Genomic DNA, 23,823 nt, shown 5'->3' with positions numbered 1-23,823 from the left:
AACAATAAAATTAAATCGCTGGTTTTAATTGTTGCTGTTTACGCAGTGCTGATAAAATCCATATCAACCCAATGACGAAAAACACGACCAGTGCCAGTACGGAGTTACGCATATCTTCGGTCAGGTCATCTATATAGGCAAACGAAAACATACCTATTACGATAGATAGTTTTTCGGTAACATCATAATAACTGAAGAAGGAAGTCGTGTCTGTTGTTTCCGGCATCAGCTTAGCATAGGTGGAGCGGCTAAGGGATTGTATACCCCCCATGACAAGACCCACGGCGGTAGCCAGCATATAGAAGTGGGTAGCTGTTTGCATTTTATAACCCGCAATACAGATACCTGCCCATAGTATTACTACGCCAATCAATACACGCAGATTGCCATATTTATCTGACAAGCGAGCCATGCTCCAGGCGCCGGCAATAGCTACCAGCTGTATGATCACCACGGTTACAATCAGCATTTGGGCCGGCAGGTGTAATACTTTACTTCCGAAAACGGTAGCAGCCATCATCACGGTTTGTACACCCATACTGTAGAAAAAGAAGCCGCGCAGAAATCTTTTCAATACCGGCATTTGTTTTACCTGGGCATATACCTTGCGCAACTCTGTGAAACCTTCGGTGAGTGCACTGCCGGTATGCTGCGATACCGTAGCAATACTATCCGGAAGCCGGGCAAAGGTGATGAGCGCAAAGCCCAGCCACCACACGCCTACCAGCAGGAAGGTGATTTTTACCGGCATACTTTCATCCATGCCCAGCGGTTTGCCAGCCATCACCAGGCCGAAGCCAATCAACTGTAAGATAACGCTGCCTATATATCCCATACTGAAGCCACGGGCACTGATACGGTCCCTGTCTTCAGGCGCAGCTATTTCAGGCAGGTAAGAGTTGTAAAACACCAGTCCCCCGCAATAACCTACGGTAGATAGCATAAAACAAACAACCCCCAGCATCAATGTACTTGAATCAAAAAAATACAGCGCGCTACAGGATAACGCGCCTAATATGGTAAAGAAGCGGAGAAAATTCTTTTTGTTTCCCCGGGTATCCGCAATAGAAGATAAAATGGGAGAAGCGATAGCCACCAGCAGGTAAGCCGCTGCCATGGTGTAATTGTACAAGGCGGAGTTTACAAATTTCATTCCCAGGAAGGAAACATGTTCGTTGGTAACCGCAAGAAAATAGATAGGGAAAAAAGTAGTAGTGATAACCAGGTTGTACACGGAGTTGGCCCAGTCGTACATGGCCCAGCCATTGATCACTTTAGTACTGGCAGTCTTCATATAGCTTATAGCTTTTTACGAAGATAGTTTTTATCAGCAGAAAGCAAAAGCTAAAGAGAAAAAGGAGGGGAGTGAGTTTTCTTATTTATAATCGAGGATCTGGATATGTTCTTTGCACATGAAATATTCCTGTTCATCGTTAGAACTCACAATAATCATACGATTGCCGCCATATTCATTGATGAGTGCCTGGTATTGGGCGGTACCAGCGGAGTCGAGGTTGGTGCAGGGCTCATCCAGCAGGAGCACGGGAACGTCGGATAAGATAGCCAGTGCCAGCTTGGTACGTTGTTTCATGCCGGAAGAAAAATTCCGTATTTGCTTGTTGGCCGCCTTTTCCAGGCCTACCAGCTCCATAGCTTTTTTGGGAGTGATGCCGGGAAGAAGGCTTTTAAATTGTTGGTGAAAGTGAATGATTTCAGAGAGGGTAAACTCTTCAATCAGCTCCAGGTAAGGCGCTGCAATGGCACAATACCGGAAAAACGCATCTGTTGCGATGGGTTTTTCCGGTGTGCCGTATGTAATGGTGCCTTCATTGTGTTGAATGGCGCCAAAGATGACTTGTAGTAAAGTAGATTTGCCCGAACCATTGGGGCCCAGTATAGCGTAACGTTGTCCTTCACTAAAGGTGAGGGTTACACGCCGGAAAATCCAGTCGTAGTTATAACGCTTGCCTGTCTGGTTAAGAGATATCGTCATTGGTTCTGGAAGTATAGCCTCTCATAATACCACGTCCTGATTCACGGATGAACGACAGGATTTCATCTCTTTCATCAGTAGCAGGAAATTCTGCCTCTATGATACTGATAGCTTTGGATAACTTAAAGCCTTTCACAAAAATTATCCGGTATATATCCAGGATGTGATTGATTTTTTCCAGCGGAAAGCCTCTGCGCTTCAGGCCTACGGAGTTTACACCCACATAGGATAATGGTTCGCGGGCAGCTTTTACGTAAGGGGGCACGTCTTTACGTACCAGGGACCCTCCGGTAACGAAGGCGTGATCGCCGATTTTGCAGAACTGTTGCACTGCCACCATACCAGCCAACACTACGTTGTTGCCAACAGAAATATGGCCTGCCAGGGTAGTGTTATTGGAAAATACGCAGTAGTTACCTACTTCGCAGTCGTGTGCAATATGGCTGTAAGCCATGATCAGGCAATTATTACCGATTTTGGTTCTCCACTTGTCTTTGGTACCGCGGTTGATAGTTACATATTCACGGATAGTGGTATTGTCACCTATTTCCGCCGTAGTGTCTTCACCCGCAAATTTCAAATCCTGAGGGATGGCGGAAATAACAGCACCCGGGAAAATACGGCAGTTTTTGCCGATGCGGGCTCCTTCCATAATAGTTACGTTGGAACCAATCCAGGTGCCATCACCGATTTCAACATTTTTATGTATGACGGTAAATGGATCAATTTTTACATTAGGCGCTACTTTGGCGTCTGGATGTATGTATGTAAGCGGGTGGATCATTGCTATTATTTGCCTTCTCTTGTTTTTATAATTTGTGCTACCATGTCGGCCTCAGTAGCTACCTTGTTACCTATAAATACTGTCCCCCGCATTTCTACAAGGCCTCTTCTGATAGGACTCAGCAATTCCATTTTAAGAATCATGGTATCGCCGGGTACTACTTTGGATTTGAATTTACAGTTGTCGATTTTCAGGAAATAGGTATCATAATTTTCCGGATCCGGTACACGGTTCAGCGCCAGGATACCGCCTACCTGAGCCAGCGCTTCCAGCTGCAGTACACCGGGCATTACCGGGTTACCGGGGAAGTGGCCCTGGAAGAACCCTTCATTGAAAGTAACGTTCTTGATACCAACTACTTTCTCTTCTCCCAGTTCAATGATCTTATCTACCAGCAACATCGGGAAGCGATGCGGCAACGTTCTTTCAATACGTGGGGTATCGAAGATGGGTGGTTGATTAGGATCGTATACCGGTACGTCTTTATTGTGCTTGTTCTTTTTAATATACGCTTTGATCTTGCGGGCAAATTCCACGTTGGAAGCGTGCCCCGGACGGGTAGCAATGATATGCGCATTGATCGGGTAACCAATCAGGGCCAGGTCGCCTACTACATCCAACAGCTTGTGACGGGCAGGTTCGTTAGGGAAGCGCAGTTCTATGTTGTTGAGAATACCTTCCTTCTGTACAGAGATGTTGTCCCGGTTAAATACCTTGGCTAAGCGGGCCAGCTCCTCGTCTGTTACTGGTTTGTCCACCACAACGATGGCGTTGTTGATATCGCCGCCTTTAATCAGGTTGAGCGACAACTGGTATTCCAGTTCATGTAAAAAGCAGAATGTACGGCAGGGCGCAATTTCTGTTTTAAATTCTTCTATCCCTTTCATTTTGGCATGTTGGGTGCCTAATACAGGGGAGTTAAAGTCGATCAGACAGGTAATGCGATAGTCTACCGCCGGCATAGCTACCATTTCTACCTTTTTCTTCTCATCATAATAGCTGATGTTGGTATCGATGGTATAGTATACTTTCTTGGCATCCTGGTTTTGAAGGCCTATTTTTTCTATAGCGTCGATAAATGGCCAGGCGCTGCCATCCATGATAGGAATTTCGCCGCCATCCAGCTCTATCAGTGCGTTGTCTATACCGGTTCCAGCTAAAGCCGCCATAATATGTTCTACGGTACTTACCCGGGCGCCATTATGCTCCAGGGTAGTGCTACGGGTAGTTTCCACTACATAATCCACGTCCGCTTTTACGATAGGTTGCCCCGGCAGATCTATACGCTGAAATTTAATCCCGTGGCCTGGTGTTGCCGGCTTCAGGGTCATATTAACATAGGCGCCTGTATGCAAGCCAATACCCGACAAGGTAATTTCACCCTTCAGGGTATGTTGGTATTGCTGATTTTCCATAATAAGCTAACTAATATGTAACTATTTGACCAGTAATCAATTTTATACGCCTGCTCTTTCCTGTAACAGTTGTTTTACCATCTCCTCCAGTTCCTTTACGCGCTTTTCAAGGTCCGGCAAATTTCTAAAAATTGCCTGACTTTTCAGCGAACTTTTATAATCGTACGCCGGAGAGCCGGTTAAAGACGTATTGGGCACGGTAATAGACTTGGACAAGCCGCTCTGGGCATTGATTTTAGTGTTGTCAGCAATATGGATATGACCTACCATGCCTACCTGTCCGCCAATCACGCAGTTCTGGCCAATCTTGGTACTGCCGGACACCCCTGTTTGGGCGGCAATAACCGTATTGGTGCCTATATCCACATTGTGCGCTACCTGGATCAGGTTATCCAGTTTCACGCCCGCACGGATCACAGTGCTACCCATGGTAGCCCGGTCGATGGTAGTATTGGCGCCAATTTCCACGTTGTCATGAATCACCACGTTGCCAATTTGTGGCACTTTTTTATAAGAACCATCCGGCTGAGGGGCAAAGCCAAAGCCATCACCACCGATTACGCAACCGGCATGCAGCATAACGCGGCTGCCTACCACACAGTTGTCGTATACTTTTACGCCCGGGTACAGGATGGAATCGTTGTTTACGATCACATTGTCGCCCAGGTATACGCCAGGATATATTTTAACGTTGTTACCCAGTACCACGTTTTCTCCCAGGTAGGCAAAAGCGCCTACAAACACGTTTTCACCCATTTTCACGGAAGCGGGCACATAGGAAGGTTGCTGAATACCTGATTTGTTACCAGTAAGGTAGCGGTATTGTTCCAGCAGCAGTGCAAAACTGCTATAGGCATCTTTTACCCTGATCAAAGTGGATTTAATCGGACGTTCTATTACCAGGCTTTCATTCACGATAAGAATGGAAGCATTGGTAGTATATATGAACTCTTCATACTTAGGATTGGCAATGAAACTGAGCATGCCCTCGCCAGCTTCTTCAATCTTGGCGATGTTGCTCACCTTTACGTCCGGATTTCCCTCCAGCTTACCATTTAACATGGTAGCTAATTGTAATGCGCTAAACTGCATAGTTTAAAATTGTAATGTTTTCCAGGCCACACCGGATAGTATGAAATTATTCTTTAACATTTTATTCCTTATAAAACGTTGTTAGCCTGAATTTTTGGATGACAAATGTAGAATTTTTTTACCGGTATCGCCAGTGTATGGCTAATCAGTGCGTTGTCTATGGAGGAAATGTCTTTTACAGTTCCGTCTTTAAATAGGATATTAATCTTCTCGTCATTAACATTATAGGCCCTTAACGTAGCGGCGCCGGAAAAAACAAAGTAATCCAGGTCGGGTCCTTCAATGCCCCATTTCTGTTTAATCTGTTCCTTTAATAACTGCGCGGCACTGTCGTCAAATGCCTGGTTACTTAATACGACTTTGAATAAGTTCCTGTTTATTAACCATTTGCACAAAAGGGACAATACTTTGTCCTCGTGCATCGTCCACACCTTTATCGCTCCCAGGATATCATAGTCGTCCAGTTGGCAAAATAACTGAAGACAGTCCGGTGTTCGTTCAAAATTGTCCCTGGTCACTGTATTATACAGGAAATATGCCAGTGCTGGAGAACAGAACAATTCTTTTCCCTCCTGGGCCAGCTGTTTAGCCCTGCGCAGGATCTTTACCAGCATATTTTCCGCGCTCAGTACCGTTTTATGCAGGTATACCTGCCAGTACATCAGCCGCCGGGCAATGACAAATTTTTCAATAGAATAGATACCTTTTTCTTCCACCATCAGTTCTCCATGATGTACGGTCAGCATTTTTATAATGCGATCGTACCCGATGGTGCCTTCGGCTACCCCGGTATAGAAACTATCGCGGTTCAGGTAATCCATCCTATCCACATCTAACTGGCTGGATACCAGTTGATGCAGGAATTTTTTATGATACCGTCCGTTAAAGATGTCAAGTGTAAGTGTCAGGGCACCATCCATCTCCTTATTGAGGTGCTCCATCAGCCACTGGGAAATCTCTTCATGAGATACCCCTTCTATAATGCCATTTTCCAACGCATGGGAATAAGGACCATGGCCGATATCGTGCAACAAAATAGCCAGTTTGGTGGCTATCTCCTCATCGGCGGTAATCGCTACCCCTTTGCTCCGCAGTTCCTGTAAAGCCATGCTCATCAAGTGATAGGCGCCCATGCTATGATGAAATCGCGTGTGCATTGCACCCGGATACACCAGGTGGGCCAGCGCCATCTGATGTATGCGGCGGAGCCGCTGGTAATATGGGTGTGAAATGAGGTTAAGAATCAACGGGTGATCTATGGTAATAAAGCCATACACCGGATCATTAACAATTTTTCGCTTGCGTTCGGTCATTGCATTTAATTATAAATTTCAGACAGGGCGTCCGCGTCTGAAATCCCTGGTGCCTATTGCAAAGCTACACCATGAATTAATTATATGTAATTTTTTTACTTATAATGACGCTCTCCGTCCACGAAACCCCTATGACAGACAGTAAAAAACAGTTGGTAGGTTACAGGTAATTAAATGTTATGGATGCGAAGGTAAATAACTTTATCAGCCCTCACACTTTTTACTGCGATCATTTTACCAGGTATTTCCGTTTTTAACATATAATTACGGCCAATTGACAGGCAGGGAATGATATTTGCCGAAAAATAGGGGTAAATTTCTTTTTTTTCGACGCCTTAAATCTTATTATGAGTCAGATAAATATACTATGGGTAGACGATGAGATAGAGTCCCTCAAATCACAGATTATCTTCCTGGAAAACAAAGGTTATAAAGTTTCCGCCCTCACCAATGGCTACGACGCCCTCGAATTCCTGAAAGACCAGGTGGTCGACGTGGTATTACTTGATGAATCCATGCCCGGTATCACAGGGCTCGAAACCCTTAGCAAAATCAAGGAGATCGATCAGCAGATTCCTATCGTGATGATCACTAAAAATGAGGCGGAAAACGTAATGGACGACGCCATCGGCTCTCAGATCACCGACTATCTCATTAAACCCGTCAACCCCAACCAGGTATTATTATCTCTCAAAAAAATAATTGACAACAAAAGGCTGGTGGCCGAAAAAACTACTATCGCCTACCAGCAGGAGTTCCGCAGCCTGTTCATGGCGCTCAGCTCCAATCCAGATTATAATGAGTGGATGGACATTTATAAAAAGCTGGTGTATTGGGAAATGGAAATGGCCAAAACCAATAGCCCGGAAATGCTGGAAGTATTCAATGCCCAGAAAACGGAAGCCAATAGCGAATTTTCCAAGTTCATTTCCCGGAACTACAGCGATTGGCTTCATCCAAAGACCAAGGATGCCCCGGTGATGTCGCATACCCTGTTCCGCGACAAAGTGGTCCCCAACCTGGATCCCGACGTGCCCAATGTATTCCTGTTGATAGATAATCTCCGCTATGACCAGTGGAAAGCCATTCTGCCCATTTTCCAGGAATCTTTCCGGCTCATGGAGGAAGAATCTTTCTTCAGTATTTTGCCTACCAGTACGCAATACAGCCGTAACGCCATATTTGCCGGCATGCTTCCCGTGGATATAGAACACCGCTTCCCGCAGGAATGGAAGAATGACGACGAGGAAGGGGGCAAGAATCTGTTTGAAGAGCATTTCTTTGCCGCCCAGCTGAAACAGCTGAAAATGGACCCGCGGTTTTCCTATACCAAGGTGACCAATCATGCGGATGCCCAGTCTATGCTCAATAATATCCATAATATGCTCGACTATCCGTTGAGCGTTATCGTATACAATTTTGTGGATATGCTCAGCCATGCCCGCACAGAAATGGAAGTACTGAAAGAACTGGCCGGCGATGAAGCTTCTTACCGCTCTATTACCGCCAGCTGGTTTGAACACAGCCCGTTGCACCAGGCATTGAAGCGCATCAGCGATAAAAAGTTCAACCTGCTGATCGCAACAGATCACGGTAGCGTAAGGGTGAAAACGCCGGTAAAGGTGATCGGTGATAAGCAAACCACTACCAATCTGCGTTACAAGCACGGTCGTAACCTGAATTATGATCCCAAGGAAGTGCTGGCCTTCAGGGATCCGCGCGATGCCGGCTTGCCAAAGCCCAACGTGAATTCGTCTTATATCTTTGCCAAAGGCGATGGCTACCTCTGCTATCCCAACAACTACAATTATTTCGTCAACTACTATCGTAATACCTTTCAGCACGGTGGAATTTCCCTGGAGGAAATGATTGTGCCCTTTGCAAGAATGACCACCAAATAGGCGCTTTTTGCTATTTTCGCATCATGAATATCAAAATCACACCTAACAACCTGTCTAAACTGGAAAAGATCTTTGAGGAGGCCAAATATGTACTGCGCTTCGAAAAAGGTAGTTTCCTTTCCGGGTACTGCATTCTGGAACACAAGAAAGTGGTAGTGATCAACAAATTCCTGAACCTGGAAGGGCGTATTAACACCCTCATTGATATCTTAACCACACTGCCGCTGGAAGAAGAAGCCCTCACCGCCGAATCTCACAAGCTGTACAAACAGATACAGTCCAGCAAACTTGTTCCCAACGCAGATGAAGCAACTGCGGAGGACGAACAGGCAGCACCATCGGCGGAATAAGTTAAACAGACAAATGCATTGGGATGAAAGTCACATTTTTAGGTACCGGTACATCGCAGGGAGTTCCCGTAATAGCTTGTGGTTGCGAAGTGTGTGCTTCTATTGATAAAAAAGACAAACGTTTACGGAGCAGTATACTGATTACTGCTCCGGCTGGAAATATTGTAGTAGATACCACGCCTGATTTCCGATACCAGATGCTGCGGGAAAAGGTAGGCCACCTGGAAGCGGTGTTGATCACCCACTCACATAAAGATCATATTGCAGGCATGGATGATATCCGTGCCTTTAATTATTTTCAGAGAAGCGCTATCAACATATACGCTACAGAATTTAGCCAAACCGTGATCAAACGCGAGTTTGCCTATGCATTTTCCGATTTTAAATACCCTGGTATCCCCGAAATCAATCTACGGAACATTCCCGGTGAGCCCTTTGATATCAATGGCTTGCCCGTAACGCCCATACAGGTGATGCACCACAAGATGCCAGTGATGGGCTTCCGCGTACACGATTTTACCTATATTACCGATGCCAACTATATTGCGCCGGAGGAAAAGGACAAGATAAGAGGGTCGAAAATACTGGTACTGAACGCTCTTCGCAAGGAAAAGCATATCTCTCATTTTACCCTGGAAGAAGCCATCGAGTTAGGACGCGAACTGGAAATTCCACAGGTATACTTTACACACATCAGCCACCAGCTGGGCTTACACGAGGAAGTGTCTAAAGAGCTGCCTGCCGGGATGGCCCTGGCTTACGACGGACTAAGCCTGGAAATTTAACGCTGTTTTATTTCTGTTAACATACCACGTACCGCGATTGTCTAGCTTTGGGGCAAATGTTGTTGACCCATGTGGAAAACGGTTGTACGTGAATACCTGCGCTTTTCCAGGAAGGAGCGCGCCGGTATAACTTTGCTGGTGGCGGCTATGCTGCTGACCTGTTATACTCCCGACCTGCTGTTTTATTTCCGGCGTGTGCCCGTTACCGATAGTACTGATCTGAAAGCAGCCATCCAATATTTTGAGGCGTTGGAGGCAGATTCGGTGTCTGGCATACTCGCAGCAGAGGCGGTTTTGCCTGAAAAACCATTATTTTATTTCGATCCCAATACCCTGCCGGTGGCTGGCTGGCAGCAATTGGGACTTAGCGAACGTACCGCCCTTACTATTACGAAATATGTGGCGCATGGAGGGCATTTCCGGGAGCCGGCCGACCTGCAGAAAATCTATGGCCTGCCACCGGCGCTATATGCCCGCCTGCAACCCTGGGTACGTATTGTAAAAGATAACAGCCGGAAGAAGATATGGAGAGAGAAGGATATCGCAGTAGGGTACAGGAGGGAGCAATCGGGGTATCGTGCCTGGCAAAAAGATACTACGTTTAGGCGTTATAGTAAGAAAGCGCCGCCGGAAATAATTGACATTAATACAGCAGATTCGGTAGCCTGGCAAACTTTACCGGGGATAGGACCGGGGTTTTCCCGCCGGATTACTACCTTCCGGGAGCGGTTGGGAGGCTTTTATGCGGTAGAGCAGGTAGCTGAATGTTATGGGTTACCTGACTCCACATTTCAAAAAATTCAACCTTTTTTAAAGATCGGTAGCAGTTCTCTAAAAAAACTAGACCTCAACCTCACAGATGAAAAATCTTTGGCAGCTCACCCATATATACGCTATAAACTGGCCCACTTAATTGTGCAGTACCGCAGTACGCACGCGGGTTTCAGGGAGGTATCGGAGCTTCGCAACCTGCCGTTGGTGGATGACGTTATTTATCGTAAAATTGAACATTACATATACATCAAACATTAAATCCACACGTTTATGAATTTTGAGCCTACGGAAATGCAACAACAGATTGCACAAATGATCCGGGATTTCGGAAAGACAAATATTCAGCCACACGTGATGGAATGGGATGAGCGACAGGAGTTCCCGGTAAAGGTATTGAAGCAGCTGGGAGAGCTGGGTCTGATGGGCGTTTTGGTACCACAGGAATATGGCGGTAGCGGCCTGGGATACCTGGAGTATGTAACGGTTATCAGTGAGATATCCCGCATTTGCGGCGCTATCGGCCTAAGCGTGGCTGCGCATAATTCTTTGTGTACCGGCCACACCCTGCAATTTGGCAATGAAGCGCAGAAACAGCGGTATCTGCCTAAGCTGGCCAGCGGCGAATGGATCGGCGCCTGGGGGTTAACAGAGCCCAATACCGGCTCCGACGCCATGAATATGAAATGTGTAGCCAAAAAAGAGGGGAATGAATGGGTGATCAACGGCACCAAATGCTGGATTACCCATGGTAAAAGCTGCGATATGGCCGTAGTGATAGCCCGTACCGGCGATATCCGCGATAGTCACGGTATGAGCGCATTTGTAGTAGAAAAAGGGACGCCCGGTTTCAGCGGGGGAAAGAAAGAAAATAAATTGGGCATGCGGGCCTCCGAAACCGCAGAAATGATATTTGACAATTGCCGCATTCCCACCGAAAATATGCTGGGTGAGGAGGGCGACGGCTTTATCCAGTCGATGAAGGTGCTGGACGGTGGCCGTATTTCCATTGCGGCGCTATCGCTTGGCATTGCCAAAGGCGCTATGGATGCTGCTATTAAGTATGCCAAGGAAAGACACCAGTTTGACCAGCCTATCGCCAATTTCCAGGGCATATCCTTTAAACTGGCAGATATGGCTACAGAAGTTGCCGCTGCGGAGTTACTAACCATGCAGGCCGCTGATATGAAAAACCGGAAGGTAAAAATGACGCAACAAGCCGCCATGGCCAAGTATTACGCTTCAGAGGTAGCGGTAAAAGTAGCGAATGATGCCGTACAAATCTTTGGTGGATATGGCTATACGAAGGATTTTCCTGTGGAAAAATTTTATCGTGATGCAAAATTATGCACAATCGGAGAGGGAACTTCAGAGATCCAAAAGATCGTTATTGCCCGGGAAGCACTAAGGTAGAATAACGATTTTGCTATTGATTTTGATAAGCTTGAAGAGATATAATTTTCTTAATTTAAAGAAAGGCCATTTATAAGCCGTTCATCATTTTTTCAAAATAATTTAATATTAACCCTTTAGTGTTATTGAATATTGCAAAAGGAACGTTAAATTTGGGTTAATTCATCACTCTTTACCGTTTATCAACCTTAACACACAAAATCAAGAAAGATTTGAAACACTTTTACGCAATGAGAAGCACCCTGTAATACGGGTGCTTTTCTATACCGGGTCTGGCCGGTTTATCCCGTATAAAAGATGCTTAGTAAAAGATGTAGACCTGTAATCCACGTTATGATTTTGTCCATAATTCAGTACTACTACTGAGCCTCATCATATTTATCCCTATTACTTTTGCCCCTTACTTATTGTTAATTCTTATTGTTATGTTCTCCAAAATCATGAAATGGGCCGCCATTGCCGGGCTGGGGCTGTTACTGCTATTATTGCTATCATTTGGCATTTTTTCTTTTCTTTTTCATCAGCATACAAACCGGCAGTATGCGGTGCAGGTGAGGGATATCCCTATTCCTGACGATTCAGCCACTATTGCTGCCGGCCGCCACCTGTATGAAATTAAGGGCTGTGGCGAATGTCATGGGGCCAACCTGGGTGGGAAAATGTTTGTAAACGATCCGCCTATCGGGCGTTTCTCAGGACCGAACCTCACCCGTGGAAAAGGTGGCCTGCCGGTCAGCTTTGATAACACGGCCTGGCTAAAGGCCATGAGGCATGGTTTAAATGCCGAAAATAAGCCGTTATTACTGATGCCTTCTCAGGAGTTCACCTTAATGGATGATCACGATATGGCGGCTATAATTGCGTTTTGCAAGGCACAACCTCCGGTAAATGTTCCTACCCCACCTGTACAAGTAGGTGCATTGGGTAAGATTTTATCTGTAGCGGGAAAAATCCCGATGTTTCCGGCGGAGTTGATAGACCATTCCCGCCAGCAGCCAAAGCAGGTTGTCAAGGCTGCTACGGTGGATTATGGCAGGTATTTATCGGCCTCTTGTCAGGGCTGTCACCGCCCCACACTCACAGGAGGGGACAATCCTGTACCCGGCGGGGTTCCGGTGGCCAATATTACAGCCACGGGTAATGTGGGAAAATGGTCTAAAGAAGAATTTATCACCGCATTGCGCACGGGAAAAACGCCGGAAGGGAAACAGCTGCAGGTGGGGGATATGCCCTGGAATATGACGGCGCAATATACCGACGATGAGCTGACAGCGCTTTACCTGTACCTGAGAAGTCTCTAAAAAGAGAAAGGGATTTTCGGGTAGGTCACTACCCGAAAATCCCTTTTTATAAGTAGGAACAGCCTACTTTTTATCTTTGAAGAAGCCAGACACTTTTTCTTTTGCCTCTTCTGCCCAATCCTCTGCCTTGTCTTTCACATCTTCCAGGAAATCGCTTGCCTGGTCCATCAGGCCGGGTTTCTTATCTTCTGCTTTTCCTGACATGCCTGCAAACCAGTTATCAACAGTACCTGCGATAAATGGCGGTAGTTTTCCCTTCACATATTCTTTGATCACGTCTATGGACTGTACTGCCTGTTCGGGCGTAAGTCCGGCTTTTTCCTGCAATTGCTGAATGAGTTCCTGCATAAAATGCGTGTTTTATGGTTAGCAATAGTTTGGCAATTCCGGGTGTCCAAAAGAGGACTAGGCTACTTTCAGTTTTACGAGGGTGGACTGCTCCAGTTTAGACTGAGCATATTCCCGGGTAAGGTGGAAAGTAGTTTCATTCGCGGAGGGCAGCTCGTACATGGCGTCGCTCAATACTACTTCGCAGATGGAGCGTAATCCACGTGCGCCGAGTTTGTATTCCATGGCTTTGTCTACGATATACTCAACCGCTTCGTCTTCTACGTGCAAGTCGATGTTTTCCACTTTGAAAAGCTTCTTGTATTGTTTCACCAGTGCGTTTTTAGGCTCTGTTAAGATAGCTTTCAACGTGTCTCTGTCGAGAGAATTCAGGTAGGTTACTACCGGCAAACGTCCCAGTAATTCCGGGATGAGGCCAAAAGATTTCAGGTCTTGCGAATTGATGTAGCGCAGGATTTGTTTCCTGTTTTCTTCTTCCCTTTCCTTGTTAACGGTGAAGCCGATAGAATGTGTTTGTATTCTTCTGCTGATAATTCTTTCAATTCCGTCAAATGCGCCACCGCAGATGAAGAGAATGTTTTGTGTATTTAATTTTATCAGCTTTTGTTCCGGGTGTTTACGACCGCCCTGTGGAGGTACCAGTACTTCGGTGCCTTCCAGCAGTTTGAGGAGACCTTGCTGTACGCCTTCTCCACTCACATCACGGGTGATGGACGGGTTATCGCTTTTGCGGGCAATCTTATCGATTTCGTCGATGTATACGATACCACGTTCAGCTGCTTCCACGTCGTAGTTGCACACCTGGAGGAGGCGGCTGAGGATACTTTCTACGTCTTCGCCCACATAACCAGCTTCCGTGAATACGGTAGCATCTACGATGGCAAAAGGAACGTTCAGTTGTTTGGCGATGGATTTGGCCAGCAATGTTTTACCGGTACCGGTTTCACCAACCATGATGATATTGGATTTTTCAATTTCCACTTCATCGTCACCTATCTGCTGATTGAGTCTTTTATAGTGGTTGTATACGGCTACTGCCAGTATTTTCTTGGCGTCGTCCTGTCCAATTACGTATTCGTCCAGGAATCTTTTCATGTCTATTGGTTTAGACACTTTAGGAGTAAAATGAGGCGCTACGCTGGCTGCAGCGGTTTTTTTACCCGGAGTGAATAATTCCTGGTCAATTATTTCCTGTGCGTTGGCTACACAATTTTCGCAGATATGACCTTCTGCGCCGGCGATCAATATCTGCACTTCTTCCTTGGGACGGCTGCAAAAGGAGCAACGAATTTTTGATTCTTTCATTTCGGAATAGATTATTTTTCTACGAAACTATCATTGTCTGCATTGGCATTGCAGGGTTACAAATTTACACTAAATAGCCGAAAGCGGAAAGGATCGTGCATAAAGCTATTGTAGCGAAAAAGGATAGCGAAAACGGCAGCGAAATATATCAAAAATCGCTATCATCTTCGCTATCCTTTTTCGCTACAATAGCTTTATGCTTTGCGCTTTATGCTTTAAACTTTACTGTGGTGTGTCCAGATTTTTCTTTGGATTTTTCTGAAGAACGTCATCAATGATGCCGTATTCTTTTGCTTCATCCGCAGTCATCCAATAGTCACGATCAGAGTCTTTTTCCACTTTTTTAACGGGTTGCCCGCAGTGGCCGGCAATGATCTCGTTGAGCTCTTTTTTCAGTTTTACGAACTCACGCGCGGTGATTTCGATATCTGAAGTCTGGCCTTCTGCACCGCCGTGAGGCTGGTGAATCATTACGCGGGCATGTTTCAGCGCAGTACGTTTTCCCTTAGCGCCGGCTACCAGCAGTACAGCGCCGAAAGAGGCCGCCATACCGGTGCAAATAGTAGCGATTTCAGGAGAAACGACCTGCATGGTATCATAAATACCCAGACCTGCATACACACTACCACCGGGGCTGTTGATGTACATCTGGATATCACGGTTACGGTCGGCAGACTCCAGGAATAACAACTGTGCAGTAATTACGTTTGCTACGTAGTCGTTTACCGGGTCGCCCAGGAAAATAATACGATCAGCCATCAACCTGGAGAAAACGTCCATCTGTTGCATGTTTAACTGACGCTCTTCGAGGATATACGGAGTCAGGCTGTTTAACTGATGGCTTTTAGCGTAACTATCTACTACCAGGCTGCTGATTCCACGATGCTGGATGGCATATTTTCTGAATTCGTTATTAATGTTCATGATGGTGATGTTTATGAGGTAAATTAACAAAATCTTCTGCTTTGATTTCCTCTTCTTTCACGTTCACCTTAGCTTCCGCCCAGTCAAACAACTTGGCAGTGATCATTTCACGGTAAGTCTGGTCTACGAATTTTTCATCCTGTAACAGGCGATCCAGGTAGCTTTCTAACCATTCTGCTCCATCAGCAGCGGCGCCGCCATAGTAGCCCAATACTTTTTGTTTGGCATTTTCTTTCAGGTCTTCGAAAGAAACTTCCAGTTTATTTTCTTTAACCAGTTTATCGCTGATCAGTGTCCAACGCAGTTGGTGGTCGAAACCAGGGAATTCTTTTTCTGCTTCTTCTGCGGTTTTAGGCTTTTCGCCACCTACCTGCAGCCAGCGTTTGAGGAAATCCTTTGGTAAATCAATGGGAGTTTCGTGTACCAGTACTTCAAACAGGTCATTGTGAAGGTGGTTACGGCTCTCAGATTCCCAGTATTTGCCGATTTCTTCTTTCAGTTTAGCCCGGAAAGCCTCTTCTGTAGTGATTTCTTGACCTGGATAAACTTCTTTGAAGAATTCTTCGTTCAATTCTCTTTTTTCAATCAGACCTACCTTGGTAATAGTCAGTTTGAAATATTTCTTTGCTGCTTCCTGGTCGTTTGTTTCAAAGCCCAGATCTTTCAGGATCCAGCCTAAGCGTTGTTCGTCGAAAGAAGTAGCCAGTTGGAATACAATGCTGTCGTCATTTTTCTTGCCCTGCAGTTCGGCCTGGATAGCAGGTGAGAAGTATTTAACGAGTAAAGCGTTTTCTTTTACGATACCGCCTTCGATCACATTACCCTTTTCGTCAGACTCTTCGAATTTAACGTTAATCACGTTATCTTCCGAAGTAATTGTTTCAGGTTCTGTGGTTTTACCACCTTTCAGCTGTAAACGCTGTACTTCATCGTTTACCATTTCATCGGTAACGGTTACTTTATATTTGGTAAGGGTGGTTTTGTTGTTTTCCAGCGGAGTAACAGCGAAAGCGGGTTTCAGACCTACTTCAAATTCGAAGGAGTAGTCAGCCGGTGCATTGAAGTTCAGGTCTTTAGGTTCTTTTTCCAGGGATAACGGCTGGCCAAAGATTTCCAGTTTCTCTGCCTGCACATAGCCCATTAATTCTCTTTCTACAGTTTTCAGAATTTCATCACCAAAGATCGCCTGACCGTGCATCTTCTTAACCATACCTGCAGGTACCATTCCTTTACGGAAGCCAGGTATGTTGGCGTTTTTGCTGAATTGTTTTACTGCCTTGTCAAAATTAGGAAGGTAATCTTCCCTGTTCACTTTCACAGTGATCTTATCGTTCAATAAACCAATGTTTTCTCTGGTAACGGTTGCCATAATTGAATTATATAAAGTGTTCTTTAAGAAGCAATAATGATTCCTTGTTTGTTTTTCTGCCATGAAGTCACAACGGCAAGTAGGAATGGCAGGAAATTATTTGTTATTAAAATCAGGTGAAAGTGTGTCTGAATAAGACAACAGTGACAATGAAAAGGAAGGAGAGCATAGCATTATCACATTGCCATATTGACGCATTGCCACATAATTATATATAAGTGCGGATGAAGGGACTCGAACCCCCATGCCTCGCGGCACCAGATCCTAAGTCTGGCATGTCTACCAATTTCATCACATCCGCATTAAATAAAAGAACTCACTCATTTTGTACCTCGTTCACCCCCGAAGGCTGGTGAATACACATGACAAGAGCTTCCTTTTTTTAGCTTAAAAAGGATTGCAAAGGTATCAATTTTTGCGAATTAACAAAATCATTTATAAGAGAACTTTAGCCGCCTTTCTCGGTCTATTTTTAAAAAAATCAGATTTAGCGCCTTAAATTGGAGATAATTAATGTAAAAGTCTATCTGACGCTATGGCCAAGACCTTCTTTGAAGAATTAAACAATGCAAATGCTACAGGGGTAGCTTATAAGAACATCAACCTGAAAAAGGCCGCCCTGGCTTATTTTGCCAATAATGGCCACGCTACCATCGCCGATTTGTGTAAGGAGCTGAACCTGAGTACACCCAAGGTAACCAACCTGGTGAACGATCTTATTAACGACGGGCTGGTAATGGATTACGGGAAAATTGAATCCACCGGCGGCCGAAAGCCCAACCTGTACGGCCTGGTGGCTGATTCAGCTTTCTTTATCGGGGTAGATGTAAAACACGACCACCTCAACCTGGGCCTGTCAGATTTTCATAAAAACCTGGTCACCACGGTGGAAGCACTTCCTTATACGCTTGATAATACGAAAGCCTCACTGGAAGAACTCTGTCAACTTATTAATAATTTTATTGATGGATTGACAGTGCCCAGGGAGAAAATCCTGGGAATCGGCATTAATATCTCTGGTCGTATCAACTATGCCACCGGCTACAACTATAGCCTCTTCTACTTCGATGAAGAGCCTCTCAGCAAAGTAATCGGCAATAAGGTAGGAATCCGGGTGTTCCTGGAAAACGACTCCCGTGCCATGGCTTATGGCGAATTTTGCTCCGACCTGGTACATGGCGAACGGAATGTGTTGTTCCTGAACCTGGACTATGGAATAGGGATGGGTGTACTGATCAACGGGGAACTGTATTACGGTAAATCCGGCTATAGCGGGGAGGTGGGGCATATTCCTTTGTACGATAATGAAATCATTTGCCATTGTGGTAAAAAGGGCTGCCTGGAAACCGAAGCCTCCGGCTGGGCCCTGGTTAATATGTTCCGCCAGAAACTGGCAGCGGGCTCCTCTTCCATGTTGTCGCGTACCCACCGGTCGCCCGAAGACATTCACCTGCCCGATATTATTGAAGCGGCCAACAACGACGATATGCTGGCCATAGAACTCATTGCTAAAGTGGGAGAGAACCTGGGGCGCGGCGTGGCGCTGCTGATGAATATTTTTAACCCCGAGCTGGTGATCCTGGGCGGGGCGCTGGCAGCTACCCAGGACCATATCCGGTTGCCCATAAAAAGCGCGATGAAAAAATATTCACTGAGCCTGGTGAGTAACGATTCCAAACTGAAAATGTCGAAGCTGGGCGAACGTGCCGGCATCATCGGAGCCTGTCTGCTGGTAAGAAATAAGGTGTTGATAAGTTAGTTTTGGTTAACTTTATTATCTACCTGAATTCCATCTTTTACCCAAAAAAAAATGTCATGTCAAGCACATTAACGACCTACTTCATTTTCAACGGCAACTGCCGGGAAGCGATGACCTTTTATCAGAAAGTGTTGGGTGGTGATCTAAAAGTAATGACGATGGCCGATTCCCCCATGAAAGACCAGGTACCTCCCGGTGCAGAAAACCTGGTAATGCATGCCTTCCTTCAAACACCAGGCTTTGCACTCATGGCCTCCGATGGCATGCAGGGACCGCCACCTGTAAATGGTGATTCTGTTTCGCAGGCACTCTCCGTTAATTCTACGGAAGACGCAGAAGCTGTATTTACTAAACTGTCTGAAGGAGGGAAGGTGACAATGCCTATCCAGGAAACATTCTGGGCACACCGGTATGGTCAGTTAATCGACAAGTACGGTATGCATTGGATGGTAAGCTATAACAAGCCCATGCCGATGTAATCGTAAGGCAGCTAAGCCACAAAGCAGCAAAGGAGATATTTATGTAATCCCTTTGCTGCTTTGTTTTTTAGCGCCTTTGCGTTACTATTTCTTTTTCCTGAAGAAAGAAAATAATCCTCCTCCTTTGAGTTGCTTCTTTTTTTCTACTGCCGGCTGATATCCAGGATCATTCGCTACAATCAGGTCGATTAGTTTTTTACAGGACGAAAAATCTTCCTTCGCTTCGAAAGCCAGTGCCATAGTATATCGTATGGCGGAAGCTTCTGCATCCCAGGCCCAGTTATTGCCCGCATAAATGTTTACACATTGCATACCATAAGTCAGGCATTGATCATACTCCTGTTCACCCAGGTAGGCCTCTGCCATAAAAGCGTATACCCCAAACCGGTAGTTAGGTGAATTATCTGCTGCATCTCCACTGGCCATTATTTCCAGCGTTTGTTGCATATCTGCAATGGCTGCTTTATATCGCTTCAGTTTTAGCGCAGCCTTTCCCCTGAAATAATAAATTTTCATTTGGGAGATGACCGGCAACTGCTGTATGCCGCCAATGGAAATACGATTGTTGATAGCGCCGATGCAATGTTCATATTGCCCGTTATCAAAATAAAGATACATCAGGTTGAAGTAGGCATCGCTGTCATCCGGCTTGTCGGTTAAATGGCTTTCCAATGCCAGTATACGTTCCGATAAATCATTGTCGCTGTTGCTCCTGATAAATGCCCTGCCGGTTTTAATGCGGTCGATATTATACGTGATAGTGTTGCGGTCGTATACTTCCAGTTCTTCCATATCGCGAGCAATCCATTCATTGTATTCATTCAGTATTTTTTCATACAGGTCCAGCGCTTCGGGGTGCCGCTCCAGGGTGCAGAGGTCGTCTATCATACGTTCATGAATAGATACATAGTACATCAGGGGTAATACATCGGTGTAATTCTCCAGTATATTTCTCCTGTCTGCGATGGCTTCGGCCAATTTACCCATGTTGTGATACGCGTCAGCCCTGGATTCCAGCTGCTCCCAGAAAGGCGACATATTATAGCCAATGGTATGTATGTGTGCGGCTTCCACAAAAATGCCGGCTTCATATAAAGCGATGCCGTAGTTGTTGCAGCACATGGCGAAATGATGTGGATGCCCGGCATACGAATTGCCTTTATTTTCATACCAATAGGCATGATAAAGATCAAAAGCTTTCTTGTATAAGAAGCGTTTAAGCGGCGTGGCGGCCTGCTTTAACTGCGGATCGTTTTCCAGTTGTATAATTTCCGTGAAGATAACACCCGCTGCATACCAGTCGTACGGTATGAGATGGTCAATATCCGGCCATGCTGTTGGGAAATGCCCGGTCACCTTGTAAGTAGTATAATACCATCTTACAATACTGAATGGATAGGGCTTAATGGCCATTGATTTTTCATACCAGGGAAAGGCTTCCTGGTAGCTGCCGATGTTGAAAAACGCAGTAGCGGTATAATGATAAAAGTAAGCTTCATCGGGATACTGTGATACAAAGTTTTTACCCACTAATATCTGCTCCAGCGTGCCTTCATCATCATCTTCTCCATAGAACTCATGCCAGAACTCTGTAGTGCCTTTACAATATTCACGGGCCAACATAGCATGCCTGACGCCCTCTGTGAGTAATTGCTGTATATGTTTGAGCAGGCGGAGCATTTCTTCCCGGGAGTTTTCGCCGGTAGAAATGAGGATCTGCAGCATATTTGCGGCGAAATCATAGTCGGCCATTTCAAGGGCAAACCAGATAGTCGACATCAGCCGGTTGTTGTACACGGTGCAATCGAAGGCCTGCTTGTAGTATTCCAGTGCGGCGGGCCGGTTTTCGGTATGGTAATAAACATCCCCGATGCGGGTGTAACACTGGAATCGGGCTACATTGAGTTGCGGGAGGTCGTCGACATAGAGCGATTCATATATCTGGAGACTGCGATGCATATCTGCCAGTGCCTTTTCTGGTTCCTCTTTGAGCACCCATATCTGGAAACGGTAAAGCAGGGCTTTGGTGGTAATATCTTCATCGCTGCCGGCGATGAGTACATCGCAGTCGCTGATCGCTTCGTCTCCTTTTTCGGTCATGATATTTGCGCCAAGGTAGGCGCGGTGCAGCCTTGCCTGCGCGTGGGAAGCATCGATGGTCAACACCTGGGTGAACGCATCGTAAGCCGCTTCATACATGGCGGATACCAGGTCGGGGTTGTCGGTGGCCCGGGCGTTTTCCAGCTGGGATAATCCTAGCAAATGCCATCCCCTGGCTTCCTGAGGGTAATCCTGTAAGTAGGTTTCGAGTTTTGTTATTGCTTCGGTATATGCCTGTTCGTTGTACAGCCTTTCCAGTTCGTCTAATTGCATACGCGGTTCATTAGGACGTGTAATTTATTAATATTGACGCAGGATGATAAATAAATTCTGATAGTTCCGTCCGAATATATATATTTAAAGACCATTTATTATCAGCCAAAAACATTCAAACCCTTTGCTATGAAAGCAATAGCTGTATTGGTATTACTATTATGTAATGCCCATTTATACGCGCAGGAATGTGATTGTAAAAAGAAATTTGACAGCGTACACATCTATCTCAGAAAAAACTATGTAGGATTTATTGACAAGGTAACACCGGTTACCCAGCAAACGTATTCGGCGTTGGTGGCCAAGCTGCGATTGCAGGCGGCAACGATCCGGGGCGCCAGTCATTGTATGTTGTTGATCAACAGGTACCTGCGGTTTTTCAGGGATCAGCACCTGGTACTGGAACCAGAATATGCGCCGGTCATCGAAAAAATAACTTTATTGCCGGCGCAGCTGGAGTTACTGGAAAAGCAGGCTGCCGGCCCCGTGATGGGCATTTATGAATCCGATAGTATGGGTAAAATAGCCCTGGTGAAAAGCCCACACGGATTAAGGCAATATGCCGCGGTAATATTGCAGTCGCCCCAGTTGGCATGGACCCCGGGTGATGTTGTATTTGAACTGGCTGCCACAGCGCCTGATAAATACGACCTGGTTAATTACAGCCATCAGCGGGTGACTTTAGACACCGTAACCATCAATAAGCAAAGAAACGGTCTGGAAGCGCTGGGCTGGCAAAAGGCAGGCGCCAGCCATGGCCAGCTGTCCCGGGAAATGCCGGCATTCACCGATATGCCAGCTGCCACGACTTTCTTTCGCCAGGTAGACGACAGTACCGGGTACCTGCGCATCGGCGGGTTTACGGCGGCCGACTTCCCCATAACCGACTCGGTACTGAACGCCAACGATGAATACCTCCGCAAAAATCCCCGCCTGATCATCGACATACGGGATAACGGGGTAGGAACGGATAAACTCACTGAACGGTTACGCCCATTGCTATATACACAGCCGGTACGCATTGTGGGAGCCGACTTCCTAGCAACAGCAGATAATATTGCCGCCTGGAGCCGTATCCTGGACCAACAAAGTGGTCAAATGCCAGACGAATACCTTGAGCAAACCCGGAAAGCCATCCACCAGGGCGACGGCCTGCAGGGCAGGTTAGTCAGCCTGGGCCCAGATGAAAACATGATTTTACCGGCGCCATTATCCGCGCCAGCCAAGGTAGCGGTGATTGTAAATAACAAATGCAGTAATGCTGCAGAGCAATTCCTGCTGGAAGCAATACAAAGCAGAAAAGTAAAAGTATACGGCACACCTACTGCCGGCGCGCTGGACTATTTCAATGTAAATGAGGTGAAATTTACCGCACCGGCATGTACTATCCGCTATCCGGTCACCCGGTCGAGGAGAGTGGCAGCAGGACAAGGGATTGATAACAAAGGTGTTCAACCTTCTGTGAAGTTGAATTTCTCTGCACCTGGATGGTTGGAGGAAGTAGTCAAACAATTTTAATGCAGGAGTTATTAAGAACCGGTTAACACTTACGGGCACTTAATTGCTCATCTTTACCCTCACAAAGCATATGCTCATGCATATATGAGGGTTTAAAAAATAGTAACAATGGTAGAAAAGCTGCCTCACAATTCTTTGTGAGGCTCTTTGTTTTAAAACAGTTGCTGCTGTAATATCCTGGAAAGCGTATGGGTGAGTTCGTGCAGGCTATTGGGCTTAGTCAAAAAATAGGACGCCCCGAGTTGCCGGGTTTCTTTTTTATCGGAATCATGAGAAGAGGTGGTATAGATGATCACCGGTATATGCTTCAAATGGTCGATTTGCCGGATTTCCGCTAAAAACTGCTTACCATTTATTCTGGGCATGTTCAGGTCCAGGAATATCAGGTCCGGGGTGAAATCACGGCCTAGTTTTGTCAGCGCATCCTCCCCATTGATAGCTTCGTGGTAATTGATATCCGGTGCCAGCTCTTTTAATACTTCACCAAATATCATCCTGTCATCTATATCATCGTCTATTAAAAGTACTGAGGTATATTTACTACGGTCGGGCATATCATTTTTCGAATAGGGACAAATCTATGGGATTTTGTTGTTATTTTATTATCATTTCCTGTAGATAACGCTGTTC

21 protein-coding genes and 1 tRNA gene are annotated in these 23,823 nt (G+C 45.8%); 9 read left to right on the top strand and 13 right to left on the bottom strand.

Annotated features, from left to right (window positions below; genetic code table 11):
- Positions 1-10: 10 nt before the first annotated feature.
- The 6 genes from FHW36_RS00405 to FHW36_RS00380 all read right to left on the bottom strand — a co-directional run bounded on the left by FHW36_RS00405 (position 11) and on the right by FHW36_RS00380 (position 6,597).
- Positions 11-1,294 (bottom strand): MFS transporter, encoded by a 1,284-nt coding sequence (locus FHW36_RS00405; RefSeq protein ID WP_145660489.1) that lies wholly within the window; start codon positions 1,292-1,294, stop codon positions 11-13.
- Between the two features lie 81 nt (positions 1,295-1,375).
- The gene (locus FHW36_RS00400) at positions 1,376-1,993 is read right to left on the bottom strand and encodes an ABC transporter ATP-binding protein (RefSeq protein WP_145660486.1); all 618 of its coding nucleotides are present in this window, start codon (positions 1,991-1,993) and stop codon (positions 1,376-1,378) included.
- A complete protein-coding gene (lpxA, locus tag FHW36_RS00395; RefSeq protein WP_145660482.1) occupies positions 1,977-2,777 on the bottom strand; it encodes an acyl-ACP--UDP-N-acetylglucosamine O-acyltransferase in 801 nt (266 codons plus the stop codon). The genes FHW36_RS00400 and lpxA overlap by 17 nt, the downstream gene beginning before the upstream one ends.
- Before the next feature lie 5 nt (positions 2,778-2,782).
- Positions 2,783-4,192: a bifunctional UDP-3-O-[3-hydroxymyristoyl] N-acetylglucosamine deacetylase/3-hydroxyacyl-ACP dehydratase gene (locus tag FHW36_RS00390; protein ID WP_145660479.1), complete on the bottom strand. Its 1,410-nt coding sequence runs from the start codon at positions 4,190-4,192 to the stop codon at positions 2,783-2,785.
- Positions 4,193-4,234: 42 nt separating this feature from the next.
- A complete protein-coding gene (lpxD, locus tag FHW36_RS00385; RefSeq protein ID WP_145660475.1) occupies positions 4,235-5,284 on the bottom strand; it encodes a UDP-3-O-(3-hydroxymyristoyl)glucosamine N-acyltransferase in 1,050 nt (349 codons plus the stop codon).
- Positions 5,285-5,352: 68 nt separating this feature from the next.
- Positions 5,353-6,597: an HD domain-containing protein gene (locus tag FHW36_RS00380; protein ID WP_145660472.1), complete on the bottom strand. Its 1,245-nt coding sequence runs from the start codon at positions 6,595-6,597 to the stop codon at positions 5,353-5,355.
- Between the two features lie 347 nt (positions 6,598-6,944).
- On the opposite strand from FHW36_RS00380, the gene porX reads away from it, so the two are divergent.
- The 6 genes from porX to FHW36_RS00350 all read left to right on the top strand — a co-directional run bounded on the left by porX (position 6,945) and on the right by FHW36_RS00350 (position 13,118).
- Entirely contained in the window at positions 6,945-8,498 is a 1,554-nt protein-coding gene (porX, locus tag FHW36_RS00375) for a T9SS response regulator signal transducer PorX (RefSeq protein ID WP_145660469.1), read from the top strand.
- Positions 8,499-8,521: 23 nt separating this feature from the next.
- Positions 8,522-8,848: a hypothetical protein gene (locus FHW36_RS00370; protein ID WP_145660466.1), complete on the top strand. Its 327-nt coding sequence runs from the start codon at positions 8,522-8,524 to the stop codon at positions 8,846-8,848.
- Between the two features lie 23 nt (positions 8,849-8,871).
- The gene (locus FHW36_RS00365) at positions 8,872-9,633 is read left to right on the top strand and encodes an MBL fold metallo-hydrolase (RefSeq protein WP_145660463.1); all 762 of its coding nucleotides are present in this window, start codon (positions 8,872-8,874) and stop codon (positions 9,631-9,633) included.
- A 69-nt stretch (positions 9,634-9,702) separates the two neighbouring features.
- Complete coding sequence (locus FHW36_RS00360) at positions 9,703-10,665, top strand: helix-hairpin-helix domain-containing protein (RefSeq protein ID WP_145660460.1); 963 nt, start codon at positions 9,703-9,705, stop codon at positions 10,663-10,665.
- A gap of 12 nt (positions 10,666-10,677) precedes the next feature.
- Positions 10,678-11,817 carry an acyl-CoA dehydrogenase family protein gene (locus FHW36_RS00355; protein ID WP_145660457.1) on the top strand — a complete coding sequence of 380 codons (1,140 nt, stop codon included), beginning with the start codon at positions 10,678-10,680 and terminating at the stop codon, positions 11,815-11,817.
- Positions 11,818-12,242: 425 nt separating this feature from the next.
- Positions 12,243-13,118 carry a c-type cytochrome gene (locus FHW36_RS00350; protein WP_145660454.1) on the top strand — a complete coding sequence of 292 codons (876 nt, stop codon included), beginning with the start codon at positions 12,243-12,245 and terminating at the stop codon, positions 13,116-13,118.
- A 63-nt stretch (positions 13,119-13,181) separates the two neighbouring features.
- Here the strand turns inward: FHW36_RS00350 and FHW36_RS00345 are convergent, their stop codons facing one another.
- The 5 genes from FHW36_RS00345 to FHW36_RS00325 form a co-directional block, all read right to left on the bottom strand.
- Positions 13,182-13,466 carry a hypothetical protein gene (locus tag FHW36_RS00345; protein WP_145660452.1) on the bottom strand — a complete coding sequence of 95 codons (285 nt, stop codon included), beginning with the start codon at positions 13,464-13,466 and terminating at the stop codon, positions 13,182-13,184.
- 57 nt (positions 13,467-13,523) lie between these two features.
- Entirely contained in the window at positions 13,524-14,771 is a 1,248-nt protein-coding gene (gene clpX / locus FHW36_RS00340) for an ATP-dependent Clp protease ATP-binding subunit ClpX (protein ID WP_145660449.1), read from the bottom strand.
- Between the two features lie 222 nt (positions 14,772-14,993).
- A complete protein-coding gene (gene clpP, locus FHW36_RS00335; protein WP_145660446.1) occupies positions 14,994-15,695 on the bottom strand; it encodes an ATP-dependent Clp endopeptidase proteolytic subunit ClpP in 702 nt (233 codons plus the stop codon).
- Positions 15,685-17,064, bottom strand: a complete 1,380-nt coding sequence (tig, locus tag FHW36_RS00330; protein WP_145660443.1) for a trigger factor — start codon at positions 17,062-17,064, stop codon at positions 15,685-15,687. Before tig ends, clpP begins: the two co-directional genes overlap by 11 nt.
- 219 nt (positions 17,065-17,283) lie before the next feature.
- Positions 17,284-17,365, bottom strand: a tRNA-Leu gene (locus FHW36_RS00325).
- A 234-nt stretch (positions 17,366-17,599) separates the two neighbouring features.
- Between FHW36_RS00325 and FHW36_RS00320 the strand changes: the two genes are divergently transcribed.
- Together FHW36_RS00320 and FHW36_RS00315 are read left to right on the top strand one after the other, a co-directional pair.
- A complete protein-coding gene (locus FHW36_RS00320) occupies positions 17,600-18,823 on the top strand; it encodes an ROK family transcriptional regulator (protein ID WP_145660440.1) in 1,224 nt (407 codons plus the stop codon).
- 56 nt (positions 18,824-18,879) lie between these two features.
- Positions 18,880-19,302 (top strand): VOC family protein, encoded by a 423-nt coding sequence (locus FHW36_RS00315; protein ID WP_145660437.1) that lies wholly within the window; start codon positions 18,880-18,882, stop codon positions 19,300-19,302.
- An 84-nt stretch (positions 19,303-19,386) separates the two neighbouring features.
- Here the strand turns inward: FHW36_RS00315 and FHW36_RS00310 are convergent, their stop codons facing one another.
- Positions 19,387-21,675, bottom strand: coding sequence for a hypothetical protein (locus tag FHW36_RS00310; RefSeq protein ID WP_145660434.1), 2,289 nt, complete (start codon positions 21,673-21,675; stop codon positions 19,387-19,389).
- 129 nt (positions 21,676-21,804) lie between these two features.
- Here FHW36_RS00310 and FHW36_RS00305 point away from each other — a divergent pair, with 129 nt between their 5' ends.
- Positions 21,805-23,193: a S41 family peptidase gene (locus FHW36_RS00305; protein ID WP_145660431.1), complete on the top strand. Its 1,389-nt coding sequence runs from the start codon at positions 21,805-21,807 to the stop codon at positions 23,191-23,193.
- 152 nt (positions 23,194-23,345) lie between these two features.
- On the opposite strand, the gene FHW36_RS00300 is transcribed toward FHW36_RS00305, so the two are convergent.
- Positions 23,346-23,747, bottom strand: a complete 402-nt coding sequence (locus FHW36_RS00300) for a response regulator (RefSeq protein ID WP_145660428.1) — start codon at positions 23,745-23,747, stop codon at positions 23,346-23,348.
- Positions 23,748-23,823 lie beyond the last annotated feature (76 nt).

This window comes from Chitinophaga polysaccharea (genome assembly GCF_007829335.1).
Lineage (GTDB): Bacteria > Bacteroidota > Bacteroidia > Chitinophagales > Chitinophagaceae > Chitinophaga > Chitinophaga polysaccharea_B.
This window is presented reverse-complemented; position numbering and strand designations above follow the sequence as displayed.

What these genes read in the sequence shown, in the direction of transcription:
- FHW36_RS00405 (WP_145660489.1), bottom strand. Translation starts at nt 1,294, where the DNA reads ATGAAGACTGCCAGTACTAAAGTGATCAATGGCTGGGCCATGTACGAC.
- FHW36_RS00400 (WP_145660486.1), bottom strand. Translation starts at nt 1,993, where the DNA reads ATGACGATATCTCTTAACCAGACAGGCAAGCGTTATAACTACGACTGG.
- lpxA (WP_145660482.1), bottom strand. Translation starts at nt 2,777, where the DNA reads ATGATCCACCCGCTTACATACATACATCCAGACGCCAAAGTAGCGCCT.
- FHW36_RS00390 (WP_145660479.1), bottom strand. Translation starts at nt 4,192, where the DNA reads ATGGAAAATCAGCAATACCAACATACCCTGAAGGGTGAAATTACCTTG.
- lpxD (WP_145660475.1), bottom strand. Translation starts at nt 5,284, where the DNA reads ATGCAGTTTAGCGCATTACAATTAGCTACCATGTTAAATGGTAAGCTG.
- FHW36_RS00380 (WP_145660472.1), bottom strand. Translation starts at nt 6,597, where the DNA reads ATGACCGAACGCAAGCGAAAAATTGTTAATGATCCGGTGTATGGCTTT.
- porX (WP_145660469.1), top strand. Translation starts at nt 6,945, where the DNA reads ATGAGTCAGATAAATATACTATGGGTAGACGATGAGATAGAGTCCCTC.
- FHW36_RS00370 (WP_145660466.1), top strand. Translation starts at nt 8,522, where the DNA reads ATGAATATCAAAATCACACCTAACAACCTGTCTAAACTGGAAAAGATC.
- FHW36_RS00365 (WP_145660463.1), top strand. Translation starts at nt 8,872, where the DNA reads ATGAAAGTCACATTTTTAGGTACCGGTACATCGCAGGGAGTTCCCGTA.
- FHW36_RS00360 (WP_145660460.1), top strand. Translation starts at nt 9,703, where the DNA reads ATGTGGAAAACGGTTGTACGTGAATACCTGCGCTTTTCCAGGAAGGAG.
- FHW36_RS00355 (WP_145660457.1), top strand. Translation starts at nt 10,678, where the DNA reads ATGAATTTTGAGCCTACGGAAATGCAACAACAGATTGCACAAATGATC.
- FHW36_RS00350 (WP_145660454.1), top strand. Translation starts at nt 12,243, where the DNA reads ATGTTCTCCAAAATCATGAAATGGGCCGCCATTGCCGGGCTGGGGCTG.
- FHW36_RS00345 (WP_145660452.1), bottom strand. Translation starts at nt 13,466, where the DNA reads ATGCAGGAACTCATTCAGCAATTGCAGGAAAAAGCCGGACTTACGCCC.
- clpX (WP_145660449.1), bottom strand. Translation starts at nt 14,771, where the DNA reads ATGAAAGAATCAAAAATTCGTTGCTCCTTTTGCAGCCGTCCCAAGGAA.
- clpP (WP_145660446.1), bottom strand. Translation starts at nt 15,695, where the DNA reads ATGAACATTAATAACGAATTCAGAAAATATGCCATCCAGCATCGTGGA.
- tig (WP_145660443.1), bottom strand. Translation starts at nt 17,064, where the DNA reads ATGGCAACCGTTACCAGAGAAAACATTGGTTTATTGAACGATAAGATC.
- FHW36_RS00320 (WP_145660440.1), top strand. Translation starts at nt 17,600, where the DNA reads ATGGCCAAGACCTTCTTTGAAGAATTAAACAATGCAAATGCTACAGGG.
- FHW36_RS00315 (WP_145660437.1), top strand. Translation starts at nt 18,880, where the DNA reads ATGTCAAGCACATTAACGACCTACTTCATTTTCAACGGCAACTGCCGG.
- FHW36_RS00310 (WP_145660434.1), bottom strand. Translation starts at nt 21,675, where the DNA reads ATGCAATTAGACGAACTGGAAAGGCTGTACAACGAACAGGCATATACC.
- FHW36_RS00305 (WP_145660431.1), top strand. Translation starts at nt 21,805, where the DNA reads ATGAAAGCAATAGCTGTATTGGTATTACTATTATGTAATGCCCATTTA.
- FHW36_RS00300 (WP_145660428.1), bottom strand. Translation starts at nt 23,747, where the DNA reads ATGCCCGACCGTAGTAAATATACCTCAGTACTTTTAATAGACGATGAT.